This window comes from Actinoplanes regularis, assembly GCF_900188005.1.
GTDB classification, from domain to species: Bacteria; Actinomycetota; Actinomycetes; order Mycobacteriales; family Micromonosporaceae; genus Actinoplanes; species Actinoplanes regularis.
This window is the reverse complement of record NZ_FZNR01000009.1, coordinates 169,362-190,808: the sequence shown is the minus strand read 5'-3', so window position 1 is coordinate 190,808 and position 21,447 is coordinate 169,362. Positions and strand designations below refer to the sequence as shown.

Sequence of the window (21,447 nt, the reverse complement as noted above, 5' to 3'; positions counted from 1 at the left end):
AGGCCGTGCCCGTCACACGGTCTCCGGCCAAACCGCTGACGTTCGGGGCGCGCCTGCGGCGGGACTGGCCGCTGATCCTGATGTGCGTCCCGGCGATGCTGCTGCTGGCGGTCTTCCACTACCTGCCGGCGCTCGGCAACGTCATCGCGTTCCAGGACTACAACCCGTTCGCCGGGGACAGCCCGTTGCAGGCGTTCCTGCAGAGCGAGTGGATCGGGTTCGGCAACTTCCAGTACCTGTTCGAGACCCCGGCGTTCTGGGAGTCGGTGCGCAACACGCTCGGCATCACCGCGTTCCAGCTGATCTTCTACTTCCCCGTCCCGATCGCGCTGGCGTTGCTGCTCAACAGCATCATGTCGCCCCGGCTGCGATCGTTCGTGCAGAGCGTCGTCTACCTGCCGCACTTCTTCAGCTGGGTGCTGGTGGTCTCGCTGTTCCAGATGATGCTCGGCGGTGCCGGCCTGATCGCGCAGACCGCGCGCGACGCCGGGTTCACCGCGCCCGACTTCATGACCAACCCGGACACCTTCTACTTCCTGATCACCTCGCAGGCGATCTGGAAGGACGCCGGCTGGGGCATGATCGTCTTCCTGGCCGCGCTGGCCGCGATCGACCCGAACCTCTACGAGGCGGCCGCGGCCGACGGCGCCGGCCGCATGCGGCGGTTCTGGCACATCACCCTGCCCGGCCTGCGCCCGGTGATCGTGCTGCTGCTGATCCTGCGCCTGGGTGACGCGCTCAACGTCGGCTTCGAGCAGTTCTACCTGCAACGCGAGGCGGTCGGGCGGGACGCCGCCGAGGTGCTCGACACGTACGTCTACTTCCAGGGCATCGGGGTCCAGCAGTGGGGCGTCGGCGCCGCGGCCGGCCTGTTCAAGGCCCTGGTCGGGCTGCTGCTCATCCTCGGTGCCAACAAGATCGCCCACCGGCTCGGCGAGCAAGGGATCTATTCGAAGTCATGACCACACTCGCTGCTCTCAAGCCACGCCGCCCCGATGGCAGACCGGTGTGGGAGGAGAAGCCGACCCTGCTCGGCCGGTTCGGCAAGGGCACGATCCTCACCCTGGTCGTCCTGCTCGTGCTGGTGCCGCTCTGGGTCGTCGTGGTCACCAGCCTCTCGTCGACCGAGACGATCGACGCGGCCGGCGGCTACGTCTTCCTGCCGCGCGAGTTCAACCCGTCCGCGTACGTGGTGATCTTCTCGGGTGGTCAGGTCACCGACGCGGTGCTGGTCAGCACGCTGGTCACGGTGATCGGCACGGCGCTCAGCCTGACCGTCACGGTGCTCGCGGCGTACGGCCTGTCCCGCCCCGGCACCGTGCTGCACCGCCCGATCCTCTTCTACTTCCTGCTCACCTTCCTGATCTATCCGGGCATGATCCCGAGCTACCTGGTGGTCACCGGCCTCGGCCTGAAGGACAACCTGCTGGCGCTGGTCGTGCCGGCCGCGGTGAGCGCGTTCAACCTGGTGGTGCTCCGGGCGTTCTTCATGGGCATCCCGTCCGAACTGCTGGACAGCGCCCGGATCGACGGCGCCGGCGAGTTCCGCATCCTGTTCCGGATCGTGCTGCCGCTCTCCCGGGCGGTCACCGCGGTGGTCGGCCTCTTCTACGCGGTCGGCTACTGGAACACGTTCTTCAACGCGGTCCTCTACCTGGACCGCAACGATCTCCAGCCGGTCCAGCGCGTCCTGCAGATGTTCATCCTGGCCGGCCAGTCTCCGACGAACGCCGGCGCCGGCTCGGTGGTGCACCTCCCGGGCATCGGCTACACCGCCCCACCCAACCTGGCGATCAAGATGGCCGTCGTGGTGGTCACCCTGGTCCCGGCCCTGATCGTCTACCCGTTCATCCAACGCCACTTCACCAAGGGCGTCATCGTCGGCGCCGTCAAGGGCTGACCACTCTCGGCGCCGAAGACCACCGCCGGGTGGGCCCGGATCCCAGCTCCGGTCCCGCTCGGCGGTTCTCAACCCCAAACCATCCGCCGGTACGACCTACGCCTCCAGTCTCCAGGCCTCCCGGCCCAAGCCCCGCGTCCACCGGCCGCGATGCCCGTGAGACCCCGGACCGCAACGCGCCCCCGGACCCCACCATCTCGGCGCCGGCGCGGTCACAGCGCTCACCGGTATGCACGAGATCACCCGAGGACGGGGATCCGCGCGGCGAAGGTCATACCTGTCTCCCATTCGGCGGTGGCTACGACGGAACGCTTGATACCGGCAGCCGGAGCGTGGGCACGTCCACGTCCTGCGGAGCGAGCCGCATGGTGGTGACGGTGACGCTGCCTGAGGAATCGACCGCGACACGTCGCGCCCGTATCACGTCGGCGCGGCCGGTGCGGAGCAGCGCGCTCATCCGTTCACACAGCTCAGGGTCTGCGGCCAGCGCGGCGGCGACGGTCACGTTCCGCTGCAGCAGGTAACGCAAATACGGGGCACTACCCTGTTCGGCGCGGATGAACGGCCCGTCGACCCCCGGACGCGGCGGCACGAGACGACTGCCGGTGAGCCCGCTCGGCCCGACATGCGACAAGACGAGAATGTGTGGATCGTCGCCGTCGACGTAGAGCACCCGGTCGAGGAAGTACTCGCCGGCGTCGGCGTGAGTCGGCCTGCGGTCGGCGGCTCGGGCCGGCACCGCGACTGTACGGGCGGACAGACCTTCCTTGTCGATCAGGAAGGCGGCGGTCGCGTCGTGAAGGCGCACATCAGCCAGGCGCAGTTCGACATCGGAGGCCGCTCGTTCGTATTCCCCAGGGGTGACCGGCAGTTCGAAGTCATCGCCGCTGTAGGTGCTGAACGCCTTGATGTCGAGATCGGCCGGGGATCGCAGGCCGATCGCCTCCTGCAACGTCGCGGTGATCAGCTGGGCGACCTCGTCGAACATCTGGTGATCCGGCCGCCAGCGGACCTCTCGGCTCCACAGCGGACCGAAGCCTCCGCCGGGCGGGTCCCACCCGGCGGCGACCAGGGCCGCACGTTGGCGCGCGTCCAGCGGGAGGGCCTTGTTGTCGCTCACCTGGATGTCGATCGTGTCATCGCCCTGAATGAACTGCACGAAGCCCAGCTCGTCCCAGGCGAGGATCACCGCATCGTCGATGCAACCTCGACCGATCCCGGCGGCGAGGCCTCGCCTGAACGTTTCCCAACTCGGCGAGCGGCTCGCAATTTCCATATCTTGATCTTTTCACGAGGCCGAGATCGCCGGGCGGCTGAGATCGACCGGGGTCACAGCGGCAGGTGCAGCTCGTGCGGCGTGCCCGCAGCCAGCGAGAGCGAGACGCTGCCTCTCGGCCAGTCGACGATGACACAGCGCCCGATCACCGACGTCAGCGTCGCGTCGAGGTGGCCCGGACGCCAGGAGAGGTCGACCCGAACCGGACCACGGGCGATCAGGCCGTGCACACTGCCCGTCGGCCACTGCTCCGGGAGCGCGGGGAGCAGGTGCACCCGGGCCACCCCGTCGAGATCGACGTCCCTGCTGGCCAGAAGCATCGCCGCGACCAGGGCCGGGTAGGCGCCGGCCAGGTCCACGTTGAACATGTGGTCCCGGTTGTGGGTCGGGACCAGATTGGGCCGCCAGTAGGCGGACGACAAGCGGGTCAGCGCCGCGTACGCCGCGGACGCCAGCCCGAGGCGGGTGGCGGCCACCCCGAGCAGGGCCAGGCCGTACCCCATCTCGTCGGAAGCCTCGCTCAGCCACCACCGCAACCGCTCCTCGACCGCCTTGACCGCCGCCGCACGCAGCGCCGGATCCTCGAGGACCACCGGATCGCCGGAGTAGTAGAACGGATAGAGGTGGCTGCAGTGCCGATGCCCATGGTTGTCGTCGAAGCGCGGATCCAGCCACTCGGCCAGTTCGCCGCTCGCGGCGATGCGATAGGGCGGCAACGTGTCCAGCAGTTCCCGCCAGCGCGGCGCGGCCGGATCGCCGGGCAGGTGCAGGAGAAGGGCGCGCAACACGTCCCCGACCGCCTGCACGTCGAGTGCCGCGTCCACGGTGGCCTGCGAGTTCGTGTTCGACGGCCGGTTCTCCGGCGAGTACGACGGGCTGAACCGGGCCCGGCCGTCGCTGATCTCGGCGAACGCCAGGTGGAAGTCGGCGACCTCACGCAGGTAGGGCAGGGCCCGTTCGGTGAGGAACCGCGCATCGCCGGTGTGCTGCCAGTGCTCCAGGTAGAGCCGCCCGAGCCAGGCGGCACCGGCGGTCCAGAAGGTCAGGCACCAGACCGGCCCGAAGTGGTTCTGCCGGCCGTGTGTGCCGAGGTGGGCGGGGGCGTAGAGGCCGGGCACCCCGTAGAGCCGGCGGGCGTTCTCGCGCAGGTCGTCGCGGAGCGAGTCGAGCAGGTCGAAGAGGGGCGGCATCAGCTCGGGCGTGCCGGTGGTGTGCACCGCGAGCAGCGCGGCCTGCAGATTGCCGTCGATGGTCCAGCCGCTGCGCCACGGCGGTGCGTAGGTCCCGCTCCAGACGCCTTGCAGCGTCGGCGGCCGGGCGCCGGTGCTGCTGATGATCGCGTACCGGCCGGCGTCGAACAGTTGCCGCGTGCGCGGGTCGGGAAGGGACAGCCGGGTGCGATCGAACAGCTCCCCGTGCACCGCGACGTGCTCGGCGAGCAGAGCATCGAAATCCGGCGGGTCGCCGAGCTCCGAAAGGCGAAGTCCGGGCGGGGCGTCGAAATCCGATGGGCGCGGTCCGGGCGTGGTGCGGACCAGGATCAGGATCTCGTCTCCGGTACGCCGGGTGAGCGCCGTGACGGTGTAGCCGGCGAGCGCCCCGGGCCAGTCGGCGCCCGGGAATCGCGCGGTCAGCACCAGGTCGTCGACGGTGTAGTCGATCGGACGCTCCGGATCACCGTCGACCGGACCGAGCGACAGCGTCCCGCCGCACCCGGTGATCCGCACGATCAGGGCGTCGGCCGGCCGCGAGACGAACGCCTCGCAGGTAACGCCGTCCCACTCCTGGACCACCACCCCGGTCCGGAAATCGGTCCCGCGCGACCACCCGCCGCCCGGACGGTCCGCGACGAACGTCAGCGTCGCCGTCCCGATCAGCGGATCGATCCAGCGCGCCTCGGCGTACCCGGGATGTTCCGCGACCGCGAGGTCACAGACCTCGCCGGCGGCGTCGGCGAACCGTCCCGCCGCGAGCAGTTCCCGCAGGCGGGGCAGCGCCGCGGCCGTCCCCGGAGCCGGCAACGGTTCGGTGACCGGCTGGAAGACGTCCTCGTGCGCGAGCGTGAAGTGCAGCGCCGCGGGCGAGCCGTAGCAGAGCGCGCCCTGCCGCCCGTTCCCGGTGATCAGGGCGTGCTCCCAGTCCCCGGTGGTGATCGCCGAGCGGAAGGCCGGATTGACGGAGCTGTTCACGCCACCTACTTTGTTTATCGTCCAAACTAAAGTCAAGGTGGTGTGATGCTGTTCTTCGGCGGCGACTACAACCCAGAGCAGTGGCCGGAGGAGGTCTGGGTCGAGGACGTCGCCCTGATGAGGCAGGCCGGCGTCACGGCCGTCTCGCTCGGCGTCTTCGCCTGGTCCCAGCTGGAGCCGGAGGAGGGGCGCTTCGAGTTCGGCTGGCTCGACCGGATCATGGACCGGCTGCACGCCGGCGGAATCAAGGTCGTGCTGGCCACCCCGACCGCCTCGCCGCCGCCCTGGTTCACCCTCGCGCACCCCGAGGGACTGCCGGTCACCACGGACGGGGTGCGGCTCACCCACGGAAGCCGGGACACGTACTGCGTCTCCGCGCCGGCCTACCGCGCCGCCGCCCGGCGCATCGCCGCCGAACTGGCCGGACGCTACGCCCGGCACCCGGCGCTGGCGCTCTGGCACGTGCACAACGAGTACGGCACCGACTGCCGCTGCGACCTGACCGCCGCGTCCTTCCGGGGCTGGCTGGAGAAGAGGCACGGCAGCCTCGACGCCTTGAACGAGGCCTGGACCACGACGTTCTGGAGCCAGCGCTACTCGGACTGGGCGCAGATCACGCCGCCGCGCGCCACCCAGTACCTGCCGAACCCGGCGCACGTGCTGGACTTCCGCCGGTTCCTCTCGGACGAGCTGCTGGGCGCCTTCGTCGAGCAGCGGGACCTGCTCCGCGCCGCCAACCCGGACGTCCCGATCACCACGAACTTCGTGCAGGGCGGCTGGGTCAGCGTCGATCACGCGCGCTGGGCGGCCGAGCTGGACGTGGTCGCGGTCGATCACTATCCGGCGGCGGCTGATGACGAGGCCGAGGCGGAGACCGCGTTCGGCGGGGACCTGGCACGCGGCTGGGCCCATCGGGACGGCGGCGAGTGGCTGCTGATGGAGACCGCGCCGAACCTGATCTACACGCCCGGGCGGATGCACGCCAAGGAGCCCGGGCGGCTCACCCGGCACAGCCTGAACTACCTGGCCCGGGGTTCGCGCGGGGCGATGTACTTCCAGTGGCGGCAGCCGCGCGGCGGGGCCGAACTGTTCCACTCGGCGCTGGTGCCGCACGCCGGGCCGGACAGTCCGGTGTTCCGGGAGGCGATCGGGCTCGGGCGGACGTTGAAGGCGCTGACCGGGAAGGTGGCCGGGCCGGTCGTCGCGGACGTCGCGGTGGGGTGGGACGCACCGTCGTGGTGGGCGTTGCAGGCCGGCGGGTTGCCGGCGGCGGAGATCGACTACCTGGCGGGGGTTCGGCAGGTGCACCGGGCGCTGTACCGATCGGGGTTCGCGACGGACTTCGTGTTCCCGGGGCTCGACGAGATCGGCGCGCGGCTCAGGTCGTACCGAATCGTGGTGCTGCCCTTTCTCTACCTGGTCTCGGATGCGAGCGCGGCAGCGCTCCGCGACTTCGTCGCGGGCGGCGGCCACCTGGTGGTCGGTCATCTCAGCGGCATCGCCGACCCGGCGGGCCGGATCCGGCTCGGCGGATATCCCGGCGCCTTCCGGGATCTCCTCGGCGTCCGGGTGGTCGAGTGGCGACCCCTCGCCCCCGGTGCGACCATCGCCCTCGACGACGGCGAGCAGGGCGTCCGCTGGAGCGAGCGGGTGGAGACGGCGGGTGCTGCGACCCTGGTCCGGTACGCCGGGGACGTGCTGGCCGGCGCGCCCGCGATCACCCGCAACCGGTACGGGTCCGGATCCGCCTGGTACGTCTCACCCGGCCTGGACGACGACGCCCTGCGCCGGCTGCTGGACCGGGTGGCCGCCGAGGCCGGGGTGGCGCCGGTGCTGCCCGGCCTGCCACCGCGGTTCGAGGCGGTTCGCCGGGGTGAGCTGCTGTTCCTCTTCAACCACGGCGACGTGCCCGGCACGGTCCCGCTGCCCGGCCCGGCCCGGGTGGTGGTCAGCGGCCGTGAGGTGTCCGGCTCGCTGACGGTGCAACCGGGGGGCGCGACGGCGATCCGGCTCGAGTGACATCGGCGGCCGAGGAGGAGAACGCCTTGCGGTAGGCCGACGGCGACGTCCGCATCGCCCGGGAGAAGTGGTGCCGGAAGGTGACCGCCGAGTCGAAGCCGACCGCGGCCGCCACCTCCTCGACCGGTGACCCGGTCCGCTCCAGCAGGGCCAGGCTGGCGTGCACCCGCTGGTCGATCAGCCAGCGGATCGGCGTGGTGCCGGTGGCCCGGGCGAAGTGCCGCAGGTAGGTGCGGGCCGACATGTGCGCCCGCCGGGCCAGCACCTCGACGGTGATCGGTTCGGCCAGGTGGCCGAGCGCCCACGCCATGCTCCCGGCCAGCCGGTCGTCCTCCGGGTCCTCGGTCACCGGGGCCTCGATGAACTGCGCCTGTCCGCCGTCCCGGTGCGGCTGCACGACCAGGCGGCGGGCCACCGCGTTCGCGATCGCCGGGCCGTGGTCGCGGCGCACCACGTGCAGGCAGAGATCCAGGCCGGCGGCGCTGCCCGCGCTGGTCAGCACGTCGCCGTCGTCGAGGTAGAGGACGTCCGCGTCGACGTGCACGGCCGGGTAGCGGGCGCGCAGGATCTCCGCGTACCGCCAGTGGGTGGTGACCCGGCGGCCGTCCAGCAGCCCGGCTCCGGCCAGCGCGAACGCGCCCGAGCAGATGGACATCAGCCGGGCGCCCCGGGCGTGGGCCGAGCGCAGCGCGGCGATCAGGGCGGGGGACGGGTCGGCGCGGACGTCCGGAACCCCGGGGACGATCACCGTCTCGCCGGCCGCGAAGGTGTCCAGGCCGTGTCCGGTGTGCAGGGACGCGCCACCGATCACCCGGACCGGGCCGGGGGTCTCGGCGCAGATGGTCAGGTCGTACCAGGGGCGGTCGAACTCCGGGCGCGGCAGGCCGAAGATCTCGGTGACGATGCCGAGCTCGAAGATGGCCATCCCGTCGAACGCCAGCACCGTGACCGACGGACCGCGGCTGTGCACCTGAAGCATGGCGGAATATTAGCGGTCGGTGTCATCAGCGCCACTGGGCCGGCCGTCCGGGCCCCGGCATGATCAACAACATGACAAGCGCGATCGAACACTTCAGCAACCGGCTCCGCTTCGAGACCGACGTGAGCGACGTCCACAGTGACGTGGAGGCCGGCACGCCCGGCCTGGTGGTGGTCGACTCCCGCAACGACGAGTCGTGGCGGCAGGGCCACCTGCCCGCCGCGGTGCACCTGCCCACCCGGGAGATCGCCGCCCGCGCGGCCGAGCTGATCCCGGCCGGCAGCAGGGTGGTCACCTACTGCTGGGGGCCGGGGTGCAACGGGGCCACCCGGGCGGCGCTGGAGTTCGCCAAGCTCGGCTACGAGGTCAAGGAGATGATCGGCGGATACGAGTACTGGGTCCGCGAGGGCTTCCCGGTCCGCGACGAGAAGGGCGAGTGGTCCCGCCCGGCCGACGAGCTGACCGCCCCGGCGGGCGCCGCCTGCGGCTGCTGAGTCAGCTGAGCGTCAACGGGGTCAACCCGAGACGGTCCAGTTCGGTGCCGCGCGGGGCGCGACCGGTGGCCTGGCGCAGCAGCTGATCGGGTGGGCCGGGCAGCTCGGCCGCCGGCCTGCCGAAGAGCAGGCGCAGCACCACGTCGGCGGCCGACGGGGTGAGCCAGGCCGGCTGGTCCACCGCGTCGGCCAGGTCAAGACCGTGCACCGCCAACTCGACCACCCGGGTGGCGAGGAAATCGTCGAGCAGCATGGCGTCGCCGTGCCGGGTGCGGACCATCCGGCCCGGCGGCTCCGCCGCGCACCGGTCGGCCAGCCCGGCGGTGAAACCTCGGAAGTCCCGGACGTCCAGGCCCCGCGCGTGCTCCTGGGCGCGCCGGATCCGGGCGACGTCGGCCGCGGGGGAGAATCGGTGGTCCGGGCGGTAGTACGCGGCGGCGGAGATGTCCGCCACCGCCGGTGCCGGGGCGTCGAGCATTCCCGGCAGCCAGGCGAGCGCGACCCGGACGTGGGCGAACAGTTCCCGCACGGACCAGGGCGCGCACCGCGTCGGGCGGGTCCACTGCTCCTCGGTCCAGCGGGAGGCGACGTGCCCGAGAACGTCCGCCTCGTCGCGGAAGGCGTGCAGAGCCGTCATCCCAGGAGCCGATCGAGGAACTCGTTGCGGAACTTTCCGGCCGGGTCGAAGCGGTCGACCAGTGCCGTGAAGTCGGCGAGGCGGGGGTAGCCGTCGACCGGCGCGGTAGTGAAGATCTTGCCGAGGTGCGGGCGGGCGCCGAACGGCCCGAGCAGCTGCTCCAGGTCGGCGACGACCGGCAGCACCGCCTCGGTGTCGGCGATCCAGGTGAAGTGCAGGGCCAGGCTGTCCCGCTCGAAGTTGGGGGAGAGCCACAGGTCGTCGGCGGCGATCGTACGTACCTCGCAGACCTGCAACACGGCCGCGACGCGCTCGCGGATCTTGGCCACCGCCGCCAGCGCGTCCCGTGCGTGCACCCGCGGCACGTGCCACTCGGACTGCAACTCCTCGCCGCTGCTCGGGGTGAACTCCATCCGGAAGTGCGGCAGCCGCTCGTGCCACGGGCCGGGGACGCCGCCCTGCCGGGTGCAGTTCTCGGCGGGCATCCCGGGCACCGGGTGGCGCGGCCCGTCGGCGAGCGTCGCGCCGAAGAGGGTGGCGCCCGTCCTCGGCTCGGTCCGCTTCAGCCAGACCTGGTCGACGTCCGCACTTGTCCAGCGGGTGAAGAGACTGACGCTGTAGCCGTCGGCGAGCAGCTCGTCGAGGTGGTCCCGGACCGAGGTGGCGGGCAGGTTCTCGTAGACGTACTGCCGCAGCTCGAACGTCGGCTGGACGTCCAGGGTCAGGGCGACCACCGCGCCCAGCGCGCCGAGCGCGGCCACCGAGCCGGGGAAGCCGGCGTCGCCGCGGGCCAGGCTGACCAGCTCACCGTCGGCGCGGACGAGCTCGACGCCGGCGACCGCGGTGGCCAGGTTGCCGTGCCGGACCCCGGACCCGTGGGTGGCGGTGGCGACCGCGCCGGCCACCGAGATGTGCGGCAGCGACGCCATGTTGTGCAGGGCCAGGCCCTCGGCGTGCAGGCGGGCGGCGAGTTCGCCGTACCGGATGCCGCCGTCGACCCGGACCGTGCGCCGGTCCGGTCCGATCTCCACGATGCGCGGCAGGCCGGCCAGGGACAGCAGGTCGCCCTCGGTGTCGGCGAGCCGGTTGAACGAGTGCCCGCTGCCCAGCACGCGCAGCTTCGGGGCTTTCGCGACCAGGTCGCGTACCTCGTCGATCGAGTGTGGCCGGAGCACCTGCCGTGCCCGGAAGGCGATGTTGCCGGCCCAGTTCGTCAGTGGTTCCACCTCAGCCACCCTACGGGTGTACATCTAGGGCACTGACCAGGTGTTCGGGAGATCAAGGTCGATATTGGGTTGTCGCTAGGTGTATACGCCCATACCGTTGGCTCATGCCGCTGGATGCCTCACGGAACAGTCTGGTGCTGCCGCTCCTCGGACTCCTCGAGGAGCGGCCGGCGCACGCATACGATCTGGCGACCCGTCTCCGGAAGCGGTATGCGCACCTCACGGCGACCCGCAGCACGGTAACGACCCTGGTCAAGTCGATGCACCGGGCCGGCCTGATGGAGGCGCGCGAGCCGGGCCGGGTCGGCAACCGGCCGCTGCGCACGGAGTACGAGCTGACCGAGGCGGGCATCACACGCCTCCGGGCGAAGATCGAGTCCGGCCTGCGGGACACCCCGGTCGCCTCGATGGACTTCGCTCTCGCGGTGGCTTTCCTGGGACATCTGCCCGCCGATCGGGCGGTGGCCCTGCTCTCCGCCCGGGCCGAGCGACTGACCGGCGAGCTGGCCGCGCTGGCGGCCGACCCCGCCGGGACGGCCGAGCTGCACACCCTGGAACGCGATTACCGGCACGGGCTGGTGGTGGCCGAGCTGGCCTGGATCGCCACCCTGGTGGTGCGGATCCGTTCGGCCGAGCTGGCCTGGGCGGTCGCCGCCTGAGCGCCGCGCATTTCCGTCGAGTTACAGAAAGTTATCGGCGCCACAATGCCGGGATTGCTCGCCCTATTGGGAATCGCTTGCTCACTTATTTAGCGAATGTCCCGTCTACAAGGACAAACGGGTAGCCGTTCAGCCGACCCGCCGTCAACCGCGACCCCAATGGCGCTCATCTTCTCGTGTGCCCATGACGAAACGTGGATCACAATCAGTGACGGCCACGCTGAGGGTTGCGGCAGTATTCATCGCGGCAAGACTCTTGGGAACAGGGAGCGCGGTGGCATGGCGGAAATCCATCACTTCGACTACGGATGGGTGACACCAGCCTTCAGCTATCTGCTGTCCGTCCTCGGCTCGTTGCTCGGGCTCACGTGCGCGGTGCGCCTGCGTACGGCCCGGACCGGTACCGAGCGGAACTGGTGGCTGGTGCTCGCGGCACTGGCGATCGGCGCCACCGGCATCTGGAGCATGCACTTCGTGGCGATGCTCGGCTTCGAGGTGGTCGGTACGCAGATCCGTTACGACGTCGGCCTCACCGCGGCCAGCGTCCTGATCGCGTTCGTGGCGGTCGGGGCGGGTCTGGCCATCGCGCTGCTCGGCAACGGTGCCCGGCAGATCCGGATCGTCCTCGGCGGTGTCCTGGCCGGTCTCGGTGTGGCCGCGATGCACTACACGGGCATGGCCGCGATGCGGCTGAACGGCGACATCCACTACTCCGCCTCGCGGGTCGCGCTCTCGGTGGTGATCGCCGTGGTCGCCGCCTCGGTCGCGCTCTGGCTCACCCTGGTGGTCCGGAAGCCGGCGGTCATCTTCGCCTCCGCCCTGGTGATGGGGATCGCGGTGAACGGCATGCACTTCACCGGCATGTCCGCGATGTCGGTGCTGAGCAAGCACGGGTCCGACCCGATCGAGGGCGCCACCGCCGGATCGCTGCTCGTCCCGATCGGCCTCGCTGTGGTGTTCGGGCTTCTCGGCATGGTGTACGCGCTGATCTCCGCCCCGAACGAGGAGGATCGCGCGGCCGCGGAGTACCTCGACTCGCGTCTGCAGGCCCGGACCGAGCGGCAGCCGCAGTCACAGCCGGATCCGACCGGCCGCGGCACCCTCGGCAACGGCTCCTGGAGCTACCGGGACCGCGCCTCCCGGTAACGCTTCCGAACAGGTCAGCGGGGCTGGACCAACCAGTCCCACGCCCGTTTCAGGCCGCTTTCCTGGCGGCGGCCGGGCAGTTCGGTGCTCGGCCGGGCCAGGGCCTCGGCCGGTTCGGTGAGGATCACGCCGCGCTCGTAGAGGCCCGCGACCTGCGCGCCGGCGGCGAAGCGGTGCCCGTCCGGCGTGTTGATCAACAGTCCGTGGAAGACGTCCTGATGCTCGTCGGCGAGGACGTGTTCCACCGTGCCGACCGGGTCTCCGCTGGGTGCGTAGACCGGTACCCCTTCCCGAAGGACCAGGTAGGCGACCGGTTCGCCGAGGTCTTCCGCCTTCTCCGTCATGCTTGCGCGTTACCCCGGTTGGCCGAGTTTCAGTCGTGTGCGGCATCGTCTTTTCGTATGACTACATATTGCCGTCTTGTCTAAATTGCGCTTCCTGTCCGTAAAAAGCCGTGAAATCTGGACAGCGCACTACTCAATTCCCATATTGTCCCTCTACGTGGCCGGCGGCATGGCGAAGCTCCGGGCCACCGTCTCGTACGACGAGTGCGGGGCTGGGCGCTCGCGCCCAGACGCTCACCACGGCGCTCTGCTGCCGGTGGTGCGCACCTCGCCGGGGAGGTCAACGTGGTCCGGGCGATCCCGGGGCCGACCACCCCGGCGGGGCCGACCGGCGCTCCCTCAGAGCCAGCCGGACCGTTTGAGTCGCCAGTAGAGGCCGCCGCCGATCAGGAACATGGCGGCGACCGCGCCGGGGAAGCCGTACGGCGAATCCAGCCCCGGAATCACCGCGAAGTTCATCCCGTAGATACCGGCGATCACCGTGGGCACCGCGGCGATCGCGGCCCACGCGGCGATCTTGCGCATGTCGTCGTTCTGGTCGATGGAGATCTGTGCCAGCCGGGCCTGCAGGATCGAGTTGAGCAGGTCGTCGAAGCCGGCCACCCGGTCCACCGCCCGGCTCAACCGCCCGCGCACATCGACCAGGTAGGGGCGCAGCGCGGCCGGTAACTCCCGGCCCTCCAGCAGTCGGGCCAGCGGGTCGGCCAGCGGCAGCACCGCCCGCTTGAACTCCACCATCTCCCGCTTCAACTGATAGATGTGGGCGATCCCGGTGCTCCGCGTGACGGCGAAGGACTCCTCCTCCAAGCGCTCCAGGTCGCGCTCGACGTGGCCCGCCACGTCCAGGTAACTGTCGACCAGGCGGCTGCCGACCGCGTACGCCACCGCCCACGGGCCGTGCCGCAGCACGTCCGGCCGCTTCTCCAGCTCCTGGCGGACCGCCCAGAGCGGCCCGACCGCGCCGTGCCGGACCGTGATCGCGAACCAGGGGCCGACCAGCACGGTGATGTCGCCGGTCTCCACCACCTCGGAGGTGTCGGTGAGCCGGTCGTGCTCGACGTAGCGCGCGGCCCGCAGCACCAGCCGGGTCACCTCGCCGACGGTCTCCACGCCGGGCCGGTGCCCACTGCTGACGGCCCGTTCGGCGATCAGCTCGTGCAGGCCGAAGACCTCGGCGATCTGATTCATGGTGGCCTGGTCCGGCTCGTGCAGGCCGAGCCAGACGAACGCGTTGCGGCGGCGTCTGGCGAGCCGGGCAGCCTCCTGGTACGGCAGCTGGCGCGGCTGCCCCGGATCGGAGCGCCGCGCGCCACCGGTGTAGACAGCGCAGTCCACCACCGCGTCCGGGTTACCGCGGCGCGGGGCCGGGATGGCCGCCGGTGGCCGGAGCAGCCCCTCCAGCAGCTGGCGGAACGCCCCGCTCCGGCGTCGCGCCCGCCGGCGGAATCCGACCCGGCCGGGGTCGTCCGGTGATTCGCGATGCCAGCCCGGCGCCGCCTCGTCCTCGAAGTCGGGTGGCCGGAACTCCTCCCCAAGCTCTCGACCGAGCATCCGTCCGCCCGCCACCTTCCCGTCCACGCGTCGTTGAAGTCGCGAGGTAGAAGGTAGCGGGCAGGGGCACGGTCCAGAACAGCGAGATGGTGCCGGCGCGGGTTCGTCGCGGTCAGTTCCTGGCCGCAATATGAGGGACCCTGAAGTCATGGCGAACACGAGTGCGCGGATGCTGCGGCTGCTGTCGCTGCTGCAGACCCATCGCTACTGGCCCGGTGCCGAGCTGGCCGACCGCCTCGAGGTCTCCCCGCGCACCCTGCGACGGGACGTGGACCGGCTGCGCGAGCTGGGCTATCCGGTGGACGCCGCGCGTGGCGTGGCCGGTGGCTACCAGTTGCAGGCCGGCGCGGCCGTGCCGCCGCTGCTGCTCGACGACGAGGAGGCGGTGGCCATCGCGGTCGGGCTGCGCAGCGCCGCCGCCGGGGCGGTCGCCGGTTTCGAGGAGACCTCGGTGCGGGCGCTGGCCAAGGTGATCCAGCTGCTCCCGCCGCGCCTGCGCCGGCGCATCGACGCGCTGCAGGCGGTGACCAGCCCGGGCTTCTTCGGCGGTGGCCCGGTGCTGGACGCCGGGGTGCTGACCACGATCGCGCTGGCGACCCGGGCCGAGGAGCGGCTGCGCTTCGACTACACCCCACGCTCCGACTACGTCCCGCGCGAGGGTGCGGTCTCCCGGCGGCACGTGGAGCCGCACCGCCTGGTCCCGCTCGGCCGGAGGTGGTATCTGCTGGCGTGGGATCTGGACCGGGCCGACTGGCGCAGCTTCCGGGTGGACCGGATCGCCGGTCCGGCACTGACCGGCGCGCGGTTCCGGCCCCGGGAGATACCGGGCGGGGATCCGGTGGCCTGGTTGCGGTCGCGGATCCGCGCCATACCCAACCGTTACGACGTCTCGGTGCTGATCGAGAGCGATCCCGAGCCGGTCCGCGCGACGGTCGGCCACTGGGGAAGCTGCGAGGTGGTGGGTGACGGAGTCTGCCGGTTGCGGATGAACGTCGAAGACCTCGGCTGGCCGGTGATGGTGCTGGGCGTGCTGGGCGCGAGGTTCACCATCGAAGCACCGGCCGAGTTGCGTGAACGTGTCCGCACCACGGGCGAGAACCTGCTGCGCGAGATGATCGTCTGAAATGGACGGACCGACGCCCCCGTGGCGTCGGTCCGTGTCGATAAAGGTATCGATCGGGTGCGACATTTTCGGGGGCCTTATAAGAGTTGGCTTATATAAGTTTTGTGAGATTCGGGCCCGATGGGGGCATAAGTGGTCCTCGGTGGGCCCCGCCGGGACGGAACCCACCGAGGGCGGATCAGGACGTGAGCGCGAGGTGGTTGTTCTCGCCCTGCCAGGCGGCCGGCTCGGCGTACTTCTCCCGCAGCCGCCGCTTGAGCACCTTGCCGGTGTAGCCGACCGGCAGGGCGTCATCCGTGCGAGCGATCTCCAGCAGGGTCACCACCGGCTGTCCGGCGTCGGCCAAGGCACCGTTGACCCGCTCCAGCAGCGCGCTCGCCGGCACCTCGGCATCCGGGTCGTCGAGGCGGACGACGGCGACGCCGACCGGCCGGCCGTCGAACCGGGCGGCCACCACCGCACACTCCGAGATCTCGGGCAGGCCCGCGAGGATGATCTCCTCCATCAGCACCGAATAGCCGGTGCCGGTCCCGGTCGGCACCACGTCGACCAAACGGTCGACCTGGTAGAAGAGACCCTCCTCGTCCTGCATGGCGATGTCGCCGGTCAACCAGTAACCGCCGAGCCAGCTGCGGACGGTGGTATCCGAATCGTTCCAGTAGCCGGGTGTCAGGCTCGGGCTGCGTACGCCGAGACGTCCGTACTCGCCGAGGTCGGCCCGGGTGCCGTCGGGGCGCAGGACCGCGAACTCCGCGAGCGGGTCGGGCCGGCCGATGCACCGGTCGCGGCGCGGGGTGTCCAGCGTGCGGACCTGGACCATCAGGCCCCAGCCCAGCTCGGTGCTGCCGAACCGGTCGTAGAACGCGGCCGCCGGCAGGGCCGGGTCGCGCAGGCTGAGGATGTGGCGCATGTGCGCGTCGTGCACGGCGTCGGCCATGCTGATCCAGCCCTCGACCGAGTCGACGGAGCCGGGCGCGAGGTGCTCGGCGACCAGATCCGCGTAGACGTGCGCGAAGGCCAGCACCAGGGTGGGCTGGAACTCGGCGATCGCGGCGGTCAGCTCAGGACCGGTCGGGTCGAACAGCGGGACCATCGGAGTGCCGGCCAGCACCGCGTACATGCCGTAGCCGATGCACCCGGTGTGCGACTGCGGCTGCGCGGCCATCATCAGCGAGCCCGGCTTCTCGGTGAAGTGCTCCAGCCGGTAGCGCGGTCCGGCGAAGCTGCCCGCGTGCGACTGGATGACAGGTTTCGGCTGCCCGGTGGTGCCGGAGGAGTGCAGGATGACCACCGGGTCGTCCGGCGCGTGCGTGAAGTAGTCCTCCTGCTTCAGCCAGGCCTCGGGCGGGGCGGGCAGCTCGTCGGCGAGCTGTACCCAGTCGAGGCCGGGCAGCTCGGTCAGCGCCTCGCCGATCCGGGCGGCACGGGACGCGTCGGTGTAGAGGCCGACCGGGCCGGTGCGGCGCAGGTGCTCGACGGCGACCGGGCCGGCCATCCGGCTGTTGAGCAGAACCGGAATGGCACCGATCTGCGAGAGCGCGAAGAAATGCACCGAGTAGGCGTAGGTGTCGGCGATGAAGACGGCGACCCGGTCCCGAGGGCCCACGCCCTTGGCCAGGTACCAGGCTGACCAGCTCTGGGCCAGCCGGTCGAGGGTGCGCAGGCTCAGCTCGTGCAGCGGCTCGCCGGTGACATCGGTCACCGGCCGGCCGAGCAACAGGAACGGCACGTCGGGGTCGGGATGCGTGGCCATGGCGGTGGGCAGGACATTGCCGCCGCCGAGACGGTCGTCGCGGGCCAGCATCAGACGCAGGTCGGTTGGGAGAAGGGCTTTGTCGAGCGCCGACATGGTGCTCACTTCCCGTCGAGGGCGGGCGCCAGGGCCGCGGCCGCAGCCGCCAACTGGTCGCGGGTGTGCAGGGAGGAGAGTGCGAAGCGCAGTAGTCCGGTGCCCTCGGCGACGGTCGGGTAGAACGCCGGGAGGATGAGGACGCCGGCGTCACGCAGCCGCTCACCGGCGGCGAACGCCCGTTCCTCGTCGTCGAAGTGGGCGCCCCGGATCGGGCAGCGCAGATCGGCGTTGACCAGCGCGCCGTTGGTCAGCTCGTCGAAAACGGCGGCGTTGCTCCACAGCAGTTCCTGCCGGCGCGCGACCTCGCCGTTGAGGTGCAGCCGAGCGGCGGCGACTGTCGCCGCGAGCATCGGCACCGGCACGGACTGGCCGAAGACCAGGGGGTTGGCGAACTTGCGCAGCACGAGCAGATCGGCCTCGTCGCGGACCAGGGCCACGCCGCCGATGCCGCCGAACGCCTTGGAGAGCGAGCCGGTGATGAGTACACCGGGTGGCAACTCGCCACCGAAGGCCTCGAACGCGTATCCGGCGCCGTGCTTGCCGGTGATCGAGGTGCCGTGCGCGTCATCCACGTAGAGCAGTCCGCCGTACGGGGTGACGGTGTCGTGCAGCGCGCGCACGTCGACCAGCCCGCCCATCGACCCGACACCGTCGACCAGCAACACCGGCGTCCGGTTCGCCGCTGCCGCCGCGCGCAGCTCGGCGGTCAGCCCGTCCGGGTTGTTGAGCTCGAAGCGGCGTACCGGACCGAGCTGTTCGAGCACACCCCGCAGAACCTGCATGGAGGCGTGCGCGGTCTTCTCCACCAGGAATGTCACACCCCCCGCCGCGATCGGGTAGCTGGGGAGGGCACCCGCGCCGAGCAGCGGCAACGTTCCGAGGTGGGCGCTGCTGACGGTGCCGAAGACGACCGCCCGGGTCCCGGGGTAGATCTCTCCGAGCAGATCCTCCAGCTCCGGCAGGTATGCCGGACGCGCGCGGTTGCGTGCGATCGAGAAGTGCACGCCGAACCGGCGCAGCGCGTCGTGCGCCGCCTCGACCAGCTCCGGGTGCTGCTCCAGCCCGAGGTAGGAGCAGGAGACGAACTCGATCGCGGTGCTGTCGTCGGCGAGCCGGACCTGCTTGCCGTTGCGCTCGGTGATCACGTGGCCGGTGAGCCCTCGATCGAAGGCCCGGTCCAGCATGTCGGACGTCTTGCTGATGCGCGCGGCCACCCAGTTGCTCGGCGGGGCCACCGTTTTCTGCGTCATCACATTTCCTTCTGTGGAGATCTACGGCTTCAGCCGTGGAGGAGACCCGGGGAACCCAGGGAAACCGTCCGCCTGTGCGGATGGGCCTGTCAGAACCGTTGGTAGAGGGTGGGGACCTTGCCCCGCTCGTTCTGCGCGAACGACCCGAGGGGCGCGCGCTCGACGGTGATCTCGGCGCACCGCCGGCTGGTCAGGATCGTGTGAAGCTGCCACTGCGCCTTGGCCTCGCGCAGCAGGGCCTCCGCCGACGGAGCGTCCGGCACGGACGGTGCGAGCAGGACCCGGACGGTGTACTGGGGAAAGTCCCACAGCACCTGCAACTGGCACTGCGTGACGTCGCTGACCCCGAACGGGCGCAGCGTGGCGAGCAGCTGGTCGGCGGAGGTGGTCCAGACGTCCACCGTCATCGACTCCCCGGCCCTGCCGAGCAGGGTCAGGACCTGGGCGGAGCTGCCGCACGGGCACGGCGTGGTCTCGATCCGCCCCCGGTCGCCGATCCGGTAGCGGAACAGCGCCATACCGGTGTCCTTCAGCGGCGTGACCAGCAGCTCACCTTCGGTGCCGGGCGGGACCGGGTCGCCGGTCTCCTGGTCCACGACCTCGACGATCATGACGTCGTCGTGCAGATGATGGGTGCCGCCGGACTGGTGCGTGCACTGGTAGCCGATCGGGCCGGTCTCGTTGGTGGAATATGCGATGGAACGGACCGACACCCCCGGCAGAGCCTCGGTGACCAGCCGCTCTCGCTCCGCGCCGATCGCCTCGCCGAGGTAGAGGAAGTGCCGTAGTGAGCGCAGCTGCTCAGCCGGGGTCTCCGTGATCAGCTCGGTGCCGTACGCCGGACCCGCGATGATCGTGTCGATGTCGTGCGCGGCGATCGCGGCGGCGGTCTCGGCCACCGGCGTGGTGCTGCCCAGCGGGAACGCGAGTGCGCCCAGATTCTCGGCGAGGCCCAGCACGAAAAGGAACGCGCCGTTCAGGCCACCCGGGAACATGCAGTCGGCGATCCGCCGCGGCGGATCCGGCAACAGCGCTCGCAGCCCGCGGGCGCCGAGTGCGTCGACCTGCTGTTTGAACTCCCACGAGTGGAACATGGTCTTCGCCTCACCGGACGTGCCGCTGGAGCGCAGCACCAGGCCGCCGGACGGGCCGAGGACGAACTCCGCCGAGCGCGGTGGGGAGCCGGCCGCCAGTGCCGCAGGGGTGAGGATCGGCAGCGCGCGGAGATCGTCCGGGGTGTACACGTCGGCGAGTCCGGGGTAGCGCGCGTTCACCGCCTCGATCGAGCGGGCGGCAGCCACGGTGCGGGCGAAGTTGGCGGTGCGCAGGGCGGCGATCTCCGCTGCCGGCAGCGCGTCAAGATCGGCCGCCAGGTCGGGCCCGGCCCGGTGCGTCGTCCGGCTCATGCAGTCTCCCCGCAATTTCTGGTTCGGTGTCCGATGAATTCATCAGATCGATGGTCGCCCGGCCTGTTTGCGTGTCGGTACACAGGCGAAATGACGCCATGGGCGGGCCGATGTTTGTATAGCGGGCCGTTGGCAGCTGGTCAACCCGTTGTCAGGATGGCCGGGTTGGTGCCAGCGAAAACGCAGTTGATTGGTTTTCGGACAATCAAACGGTCGCGCACGCTCAAGCGCCTGGCCAGCACTTCTTGTGCGACTGCCGGCTACATCAATCGCCAGAGATGGATCTTGCTGGTCCATATCGTGGACCTCTGATGGTGGCGTGAGTCAATTGCACGGTCTCGTGGCATGATAATCTCCGTGCGTCGATCTATCGTCTGTCGTTAATGCCATCCGGTTGTCGATAATCGAAGTGCCGTGAATGTAAGACTGTCGCCCGCCAAAGAGGAACGATCGCCGTGACGCTGTCCGACACCACCGAACGACGGCTGCCCGACTGGGAATTCGGCGGCTACCCCTACGGTCTGATGCCGCTCACCCTCCCGGAGCCGGGCATGCGATGGCTCGACGGGGACCTGGCTGGAGTGCTTCGCCAGCGTGCCCTGCTGAGCGCCGACGCCGAAGTGTCGGCGGACCCGGAGCCCGACTCGATCGACCAGCTGCTGTGGTTCCGCTGGATCATCGGCAATCAGGCCGCGTCCGCGCTCTGGCAGGTGCTCGACGACGAACTCGGGCTGGTGCTCAGCGAGGCGTTGCCGACCGCGGCTCGCAACGCCGCCGCGCTGCTCGACGGCTACTCGGCGCTGCTGATCTACGCCGGGGTGCCGACGCGCGAGGCGTATGCCCGGCTGATCCGCCCGGTGATGGCGATGCAGCACCGGTCGTTCTCCGGCCGGTGGGCGGTGGACTACGTGCCGGTGATGGCGAAGCTGCACGCGCTGCGAGGCGCCTACCGGGGGCGGACCGCGCCCGCGGACGTCGCCCGGGTGATCGAGGCCAGCCGGGTCAACCAGCGAGTGCATGTCGCCGTCGCGGCGAAGCTGGTGCCCAGCGACGACTCGCTGCTGCGAGCGAACGACGGGCTCGCGCTCGGCAAGACCACCCGGGAGAACGTGGCTCTCTACGACGCCTTCTACAGCACGGCCCGCGAGGTGACGTCCCGGCAGCGGGTCGTCGAGCAACTGCTGCTACGTGTCCGGGCGATTCGCCGGGACCTGCGCGTCAACGGCCTCTACCCGACCGGATCGGACAGTGCGCACGAGCGTCCGGGCAAGCTGTGGGATGCGACGGTGGCCGGTATCGAGGCGCGTACCGGCGAGGTCCTGGAAGAGGCGGCTCACGCGGCGGTGGCCGCGCTGAGGCAGCCGGTCACCGACTAGAGCGTGCGACACAGCCACGG

18 protein-coding genes are annotated in these 21,447 nt (G+C 70.7%); 8 read left to right on the top strand and 10 right to left on the bottom strand.

What is annotated here, in order from left to right; all coding sequences use genetic code 11:
- Positions 1–5 precede the first annotated feature (5 nt).
- Positions 6–962, top strand: coding sequence for an ABC transporter permease (locus tag CHC09_RS24000; RefSeq protein ID WP_244911613.1), 957 nt, complete (start codon positions 6–8; stop codon positions 960–962).
- On the top strand, positions 959–1,900 hold the full coding sequence (locus CHC09_RS23995) for a carbohydrate ABC transporter permease (protein ID WP_089295426.1): 942 nt from the start codon (positions 959–961) through the stop codon (positions 1,898–1,900). The genes CHC09_RS24000 and CHC09_RS23995 overlap by 4 nt, the downstream gene beginning before the upstream one ends.
- Positions 1,901–2,198: 298 nt before the next feature.
- Here the strand turns inward: CHC09_RS23995 and CHC09_RS23990 are convergent, their stop codons facing one another.
- Complete coding sequence (locus CHC09_RS23990) at positions 2,199–3,176, bottom strand: TY-Chap domain-containing protein (RefSeq protein WP_373871946.1); 978 nt, start codon at positions 3,174–3,176, stop codon at positions 2,199–2,201.
- A 53-nt stretch (positions 3,177–3,229) separates the two neighbouring features.
- The gene (locus CHC09_RS45385) at positions 3,230–5,365 is read right to left on the bottom strand and encodes a glycosyl hydrolase family 95 catalytic domain-containing protein (protein ID WP_179277254.1); all 2,136 of its coding nucleotides are present in this window, start codon (positions 5,363–5,365) and stop codon (positions 3,230–3,232) included.
- A 45-nt stretch (positions 5,366–5,410) separates the two neighbouring features.
- Here CHC09_RS45385 and CHC09_RS23980 point away from each other — a divergent pair, with 45 nt between their 5' ends.
- Positions 5,411–7,384, top strand: a complete 1,974-nt coding sequence (locus CHC09_RS23980; protein ID WP_089295424.1) for a beta-galactosidase — start codon at positions 5,411–5,413, stop codon at positions 7,382–7,384.
- On the opposite strand, the gene ftrA is transcribed toward CHC09_RS23980, so the two are convergent.
- Positions 7,314–8,363 (bottom strand): transcriptional regulator FtrA, encoded by a 1,050-nt coding sequence (gene ftrA, locus CHC09_RS23975; protein ID WP_089295423.1) that lies wholly within the window; start codon positions 8,361–8,363, stop codon positions 7,314–7,316. The genes CHC09_RS23980 and ftrA overlap by 71 nt on opposite strands.
- Before the next feature lie 71 nt (positions 8,364–8,434).
- Here ftrA and CHC09_RS23970 point away from each other — a divergent pair, with 71 nt between their 5' ends.
- Positions 8,435–8,857, top strand: coding sequence for a rhodanese-like domain-containing protein (locus CHC09_RS23970; protein WP_239138479.1), 423 nt, complete (start codon positions 8,435–8,437; stop codon positions 8,855–8,857).
- 1 nt (position 8,858) lies between these two features.
- Here the strand turns inward: CHC09_RS23970 and CHC09_RS23965 are convergent, their stop codons facing one another.
- Both CHC09_RS23965 and CHC09_RS23960 read right to left on the bottom strand, forming a co-directional pair.
- Positions 8,859–9,494, bottom strand: coding sequence for a maleylpyruvate isomerase N-terminal domain-containing protein (locus CHC09_RS23965; protein WP_089295421.1), 636 nt, complete (start codon positions 9,492–9,494; stop codon positions 8,859–8,861).
- Positions 9,491–10,720 carry an FAD-binding protein gene (locus CHC09_RS23960; RefSeq protein WP_275407886.1) on the bottom strand — a complete coding sequence of 410 codons (1,230 nt, stop codon included), beginning with the start codon at positions 10,718–10,720 and terminating at the stop codon, positions 9,491–9,493. The genes CHC09_RS23965 and CHC09_RS23960 overlap by 4 nt, the downstream gene beginning before the upstream one ends.
- A 104-nt stretch (positions 10,721–10,824) precedes the next feature.
- Here CHC09_RS23960 and CHC09_RS23955 point away from each other — a divergent pair, with 104 nt between their 5' ends.
- Positions 10,825–11,379, top strand: a complete 555-nt coding sequence (locus CHC09_RS23955; protein WP_089295419.1) for a PadR family transcriptional regulator — start codon at positions 10,825–10,827, stop codon at positions 11,377–11,379.
- A 279-nt stretch (positions 11,380–11,658) separates the two neighbouring features.
- On the top strand, positions 11,659–12,525 hold the full coding sequence (locus CHC09_RS23950) for an MHYT domain-containing protein (protein WP_089295418.1): 867 nt from the start codon (positions 11,659–11,661) through the stop codon (positions 12,523–12,525).
- 14 nt (positions 12,526–12,539) lie between these two features.
- Here CHC09_RS23950 and CHC09_RS23945 read toward each other — a convergent pair whose 3' ends face one another.
- Together CHC09_RS23945 and CHC09_RS23940 are read right to left on the bottom strand one after the other, a co-directional pair.
- Positions 12,540–12,869 (bottom strand): hypothetical protein, encoded by a 330-nt coding sequence (locus CHC09_RS23945; RefSeq protein ID WP_089295417.1) that lies wholly within the window; start codon positions 12,867–12,869, stop codon positions 12,540–12,542.
- A 339-nt stretch (positions 12,870–13,208) separates the two neighbouring features.
- Complete coding sequence (locus CHC09_RS23940) at positions 13,209–14,420, bottom strand: magnesium and cobalt transport protein CorA (protein WP_089295558.1); 1,212 nt, start codon at positions 14,418–14,420, stop codon at positions 13,209–13,211.
- Positions 14,421–14,568: 148 nt separating this feature from the next.
- On the opposite strand from CHC09_RS23940, the gene CHC09_RS23935 reads away from it, so the two are divergent.
- Positions 14,569–15,543 carry a helix-turn-helix transcriptional regulator gene (locus tag CHC09_RS23935; RefSeq protein WP_239138478.1) on the top strand — a complete coding sequence of 325 codons (975 nt, stop codon included), beginning with the start codon at positions 14,569–14,571 and terminating at the stop codon, positions 15,541–15,543.
- A gap of 178 nt (positions 15,544–15,721) precedes the next feature.
- Here CHC09_RS23935 and CHC09_RS23930 read toward each other — a convergent pair whose 3' ends face one another.
- The 3 genes from CHC09_RS23930 to CHC09_RS23920 all read right to left on the bottom strand — a co-directional run bounded on the left by CHC09_RS23930 (position 15,722) and on the right by CHC09_RS23920 (position 20,051).
- Positions 15,722–17,392 (bottom strand): class I adenylate-forming enzyme family protein, encoded by a 1,671-nt coding sequence (locus CHC09_RS23930; protein WP_143232497.1) that lies wholly within the window; start codon positions 17,390–17,392, stop codon positions 15,722–15,724.
- 5 nt (positions 17,393–17,397) lie between these two features.
- A complete protein-coding gene (locus tag CHC09_RS23925; RefSeq protein ID WP_089295415.1) occupies positions 17,398–18,645 on the bottom strand; it encodes an aminotransferase class I/II-fold pyridoxal phosphate-dependent enzyme in 1,248 nt (415 codons plus the stop codon).
- A gap of 89 nt (positions 18,646–18,734) precedes the next feature.
- Entirely contained in the window at positions 18,735–20,051 is a 1,317-nt protein-coding gene (locus CHC09_RS23920) for a phenylacetate--CoA ligase family protein (RefSeq protein WP_089295414.1), read from the bottom strand.
- Positions 20,052–20,506: 455 nt separating this feature from the next.
- Here CHC09_RS23920 and CHC09_RS47765 point away from each other — a divergent pair, with 455 nt between their 5' ends.
- Entirely contained in the window at positions 20,507–21,427 is a 921-nt protein-coding gene (locus CHC09_RS47765) for a hypothetical protein (RefSeq protein WP_239138477.1), read from the top strand.
- Positions 21,428–21,447 lie beyond the last annotated feature (20 nt).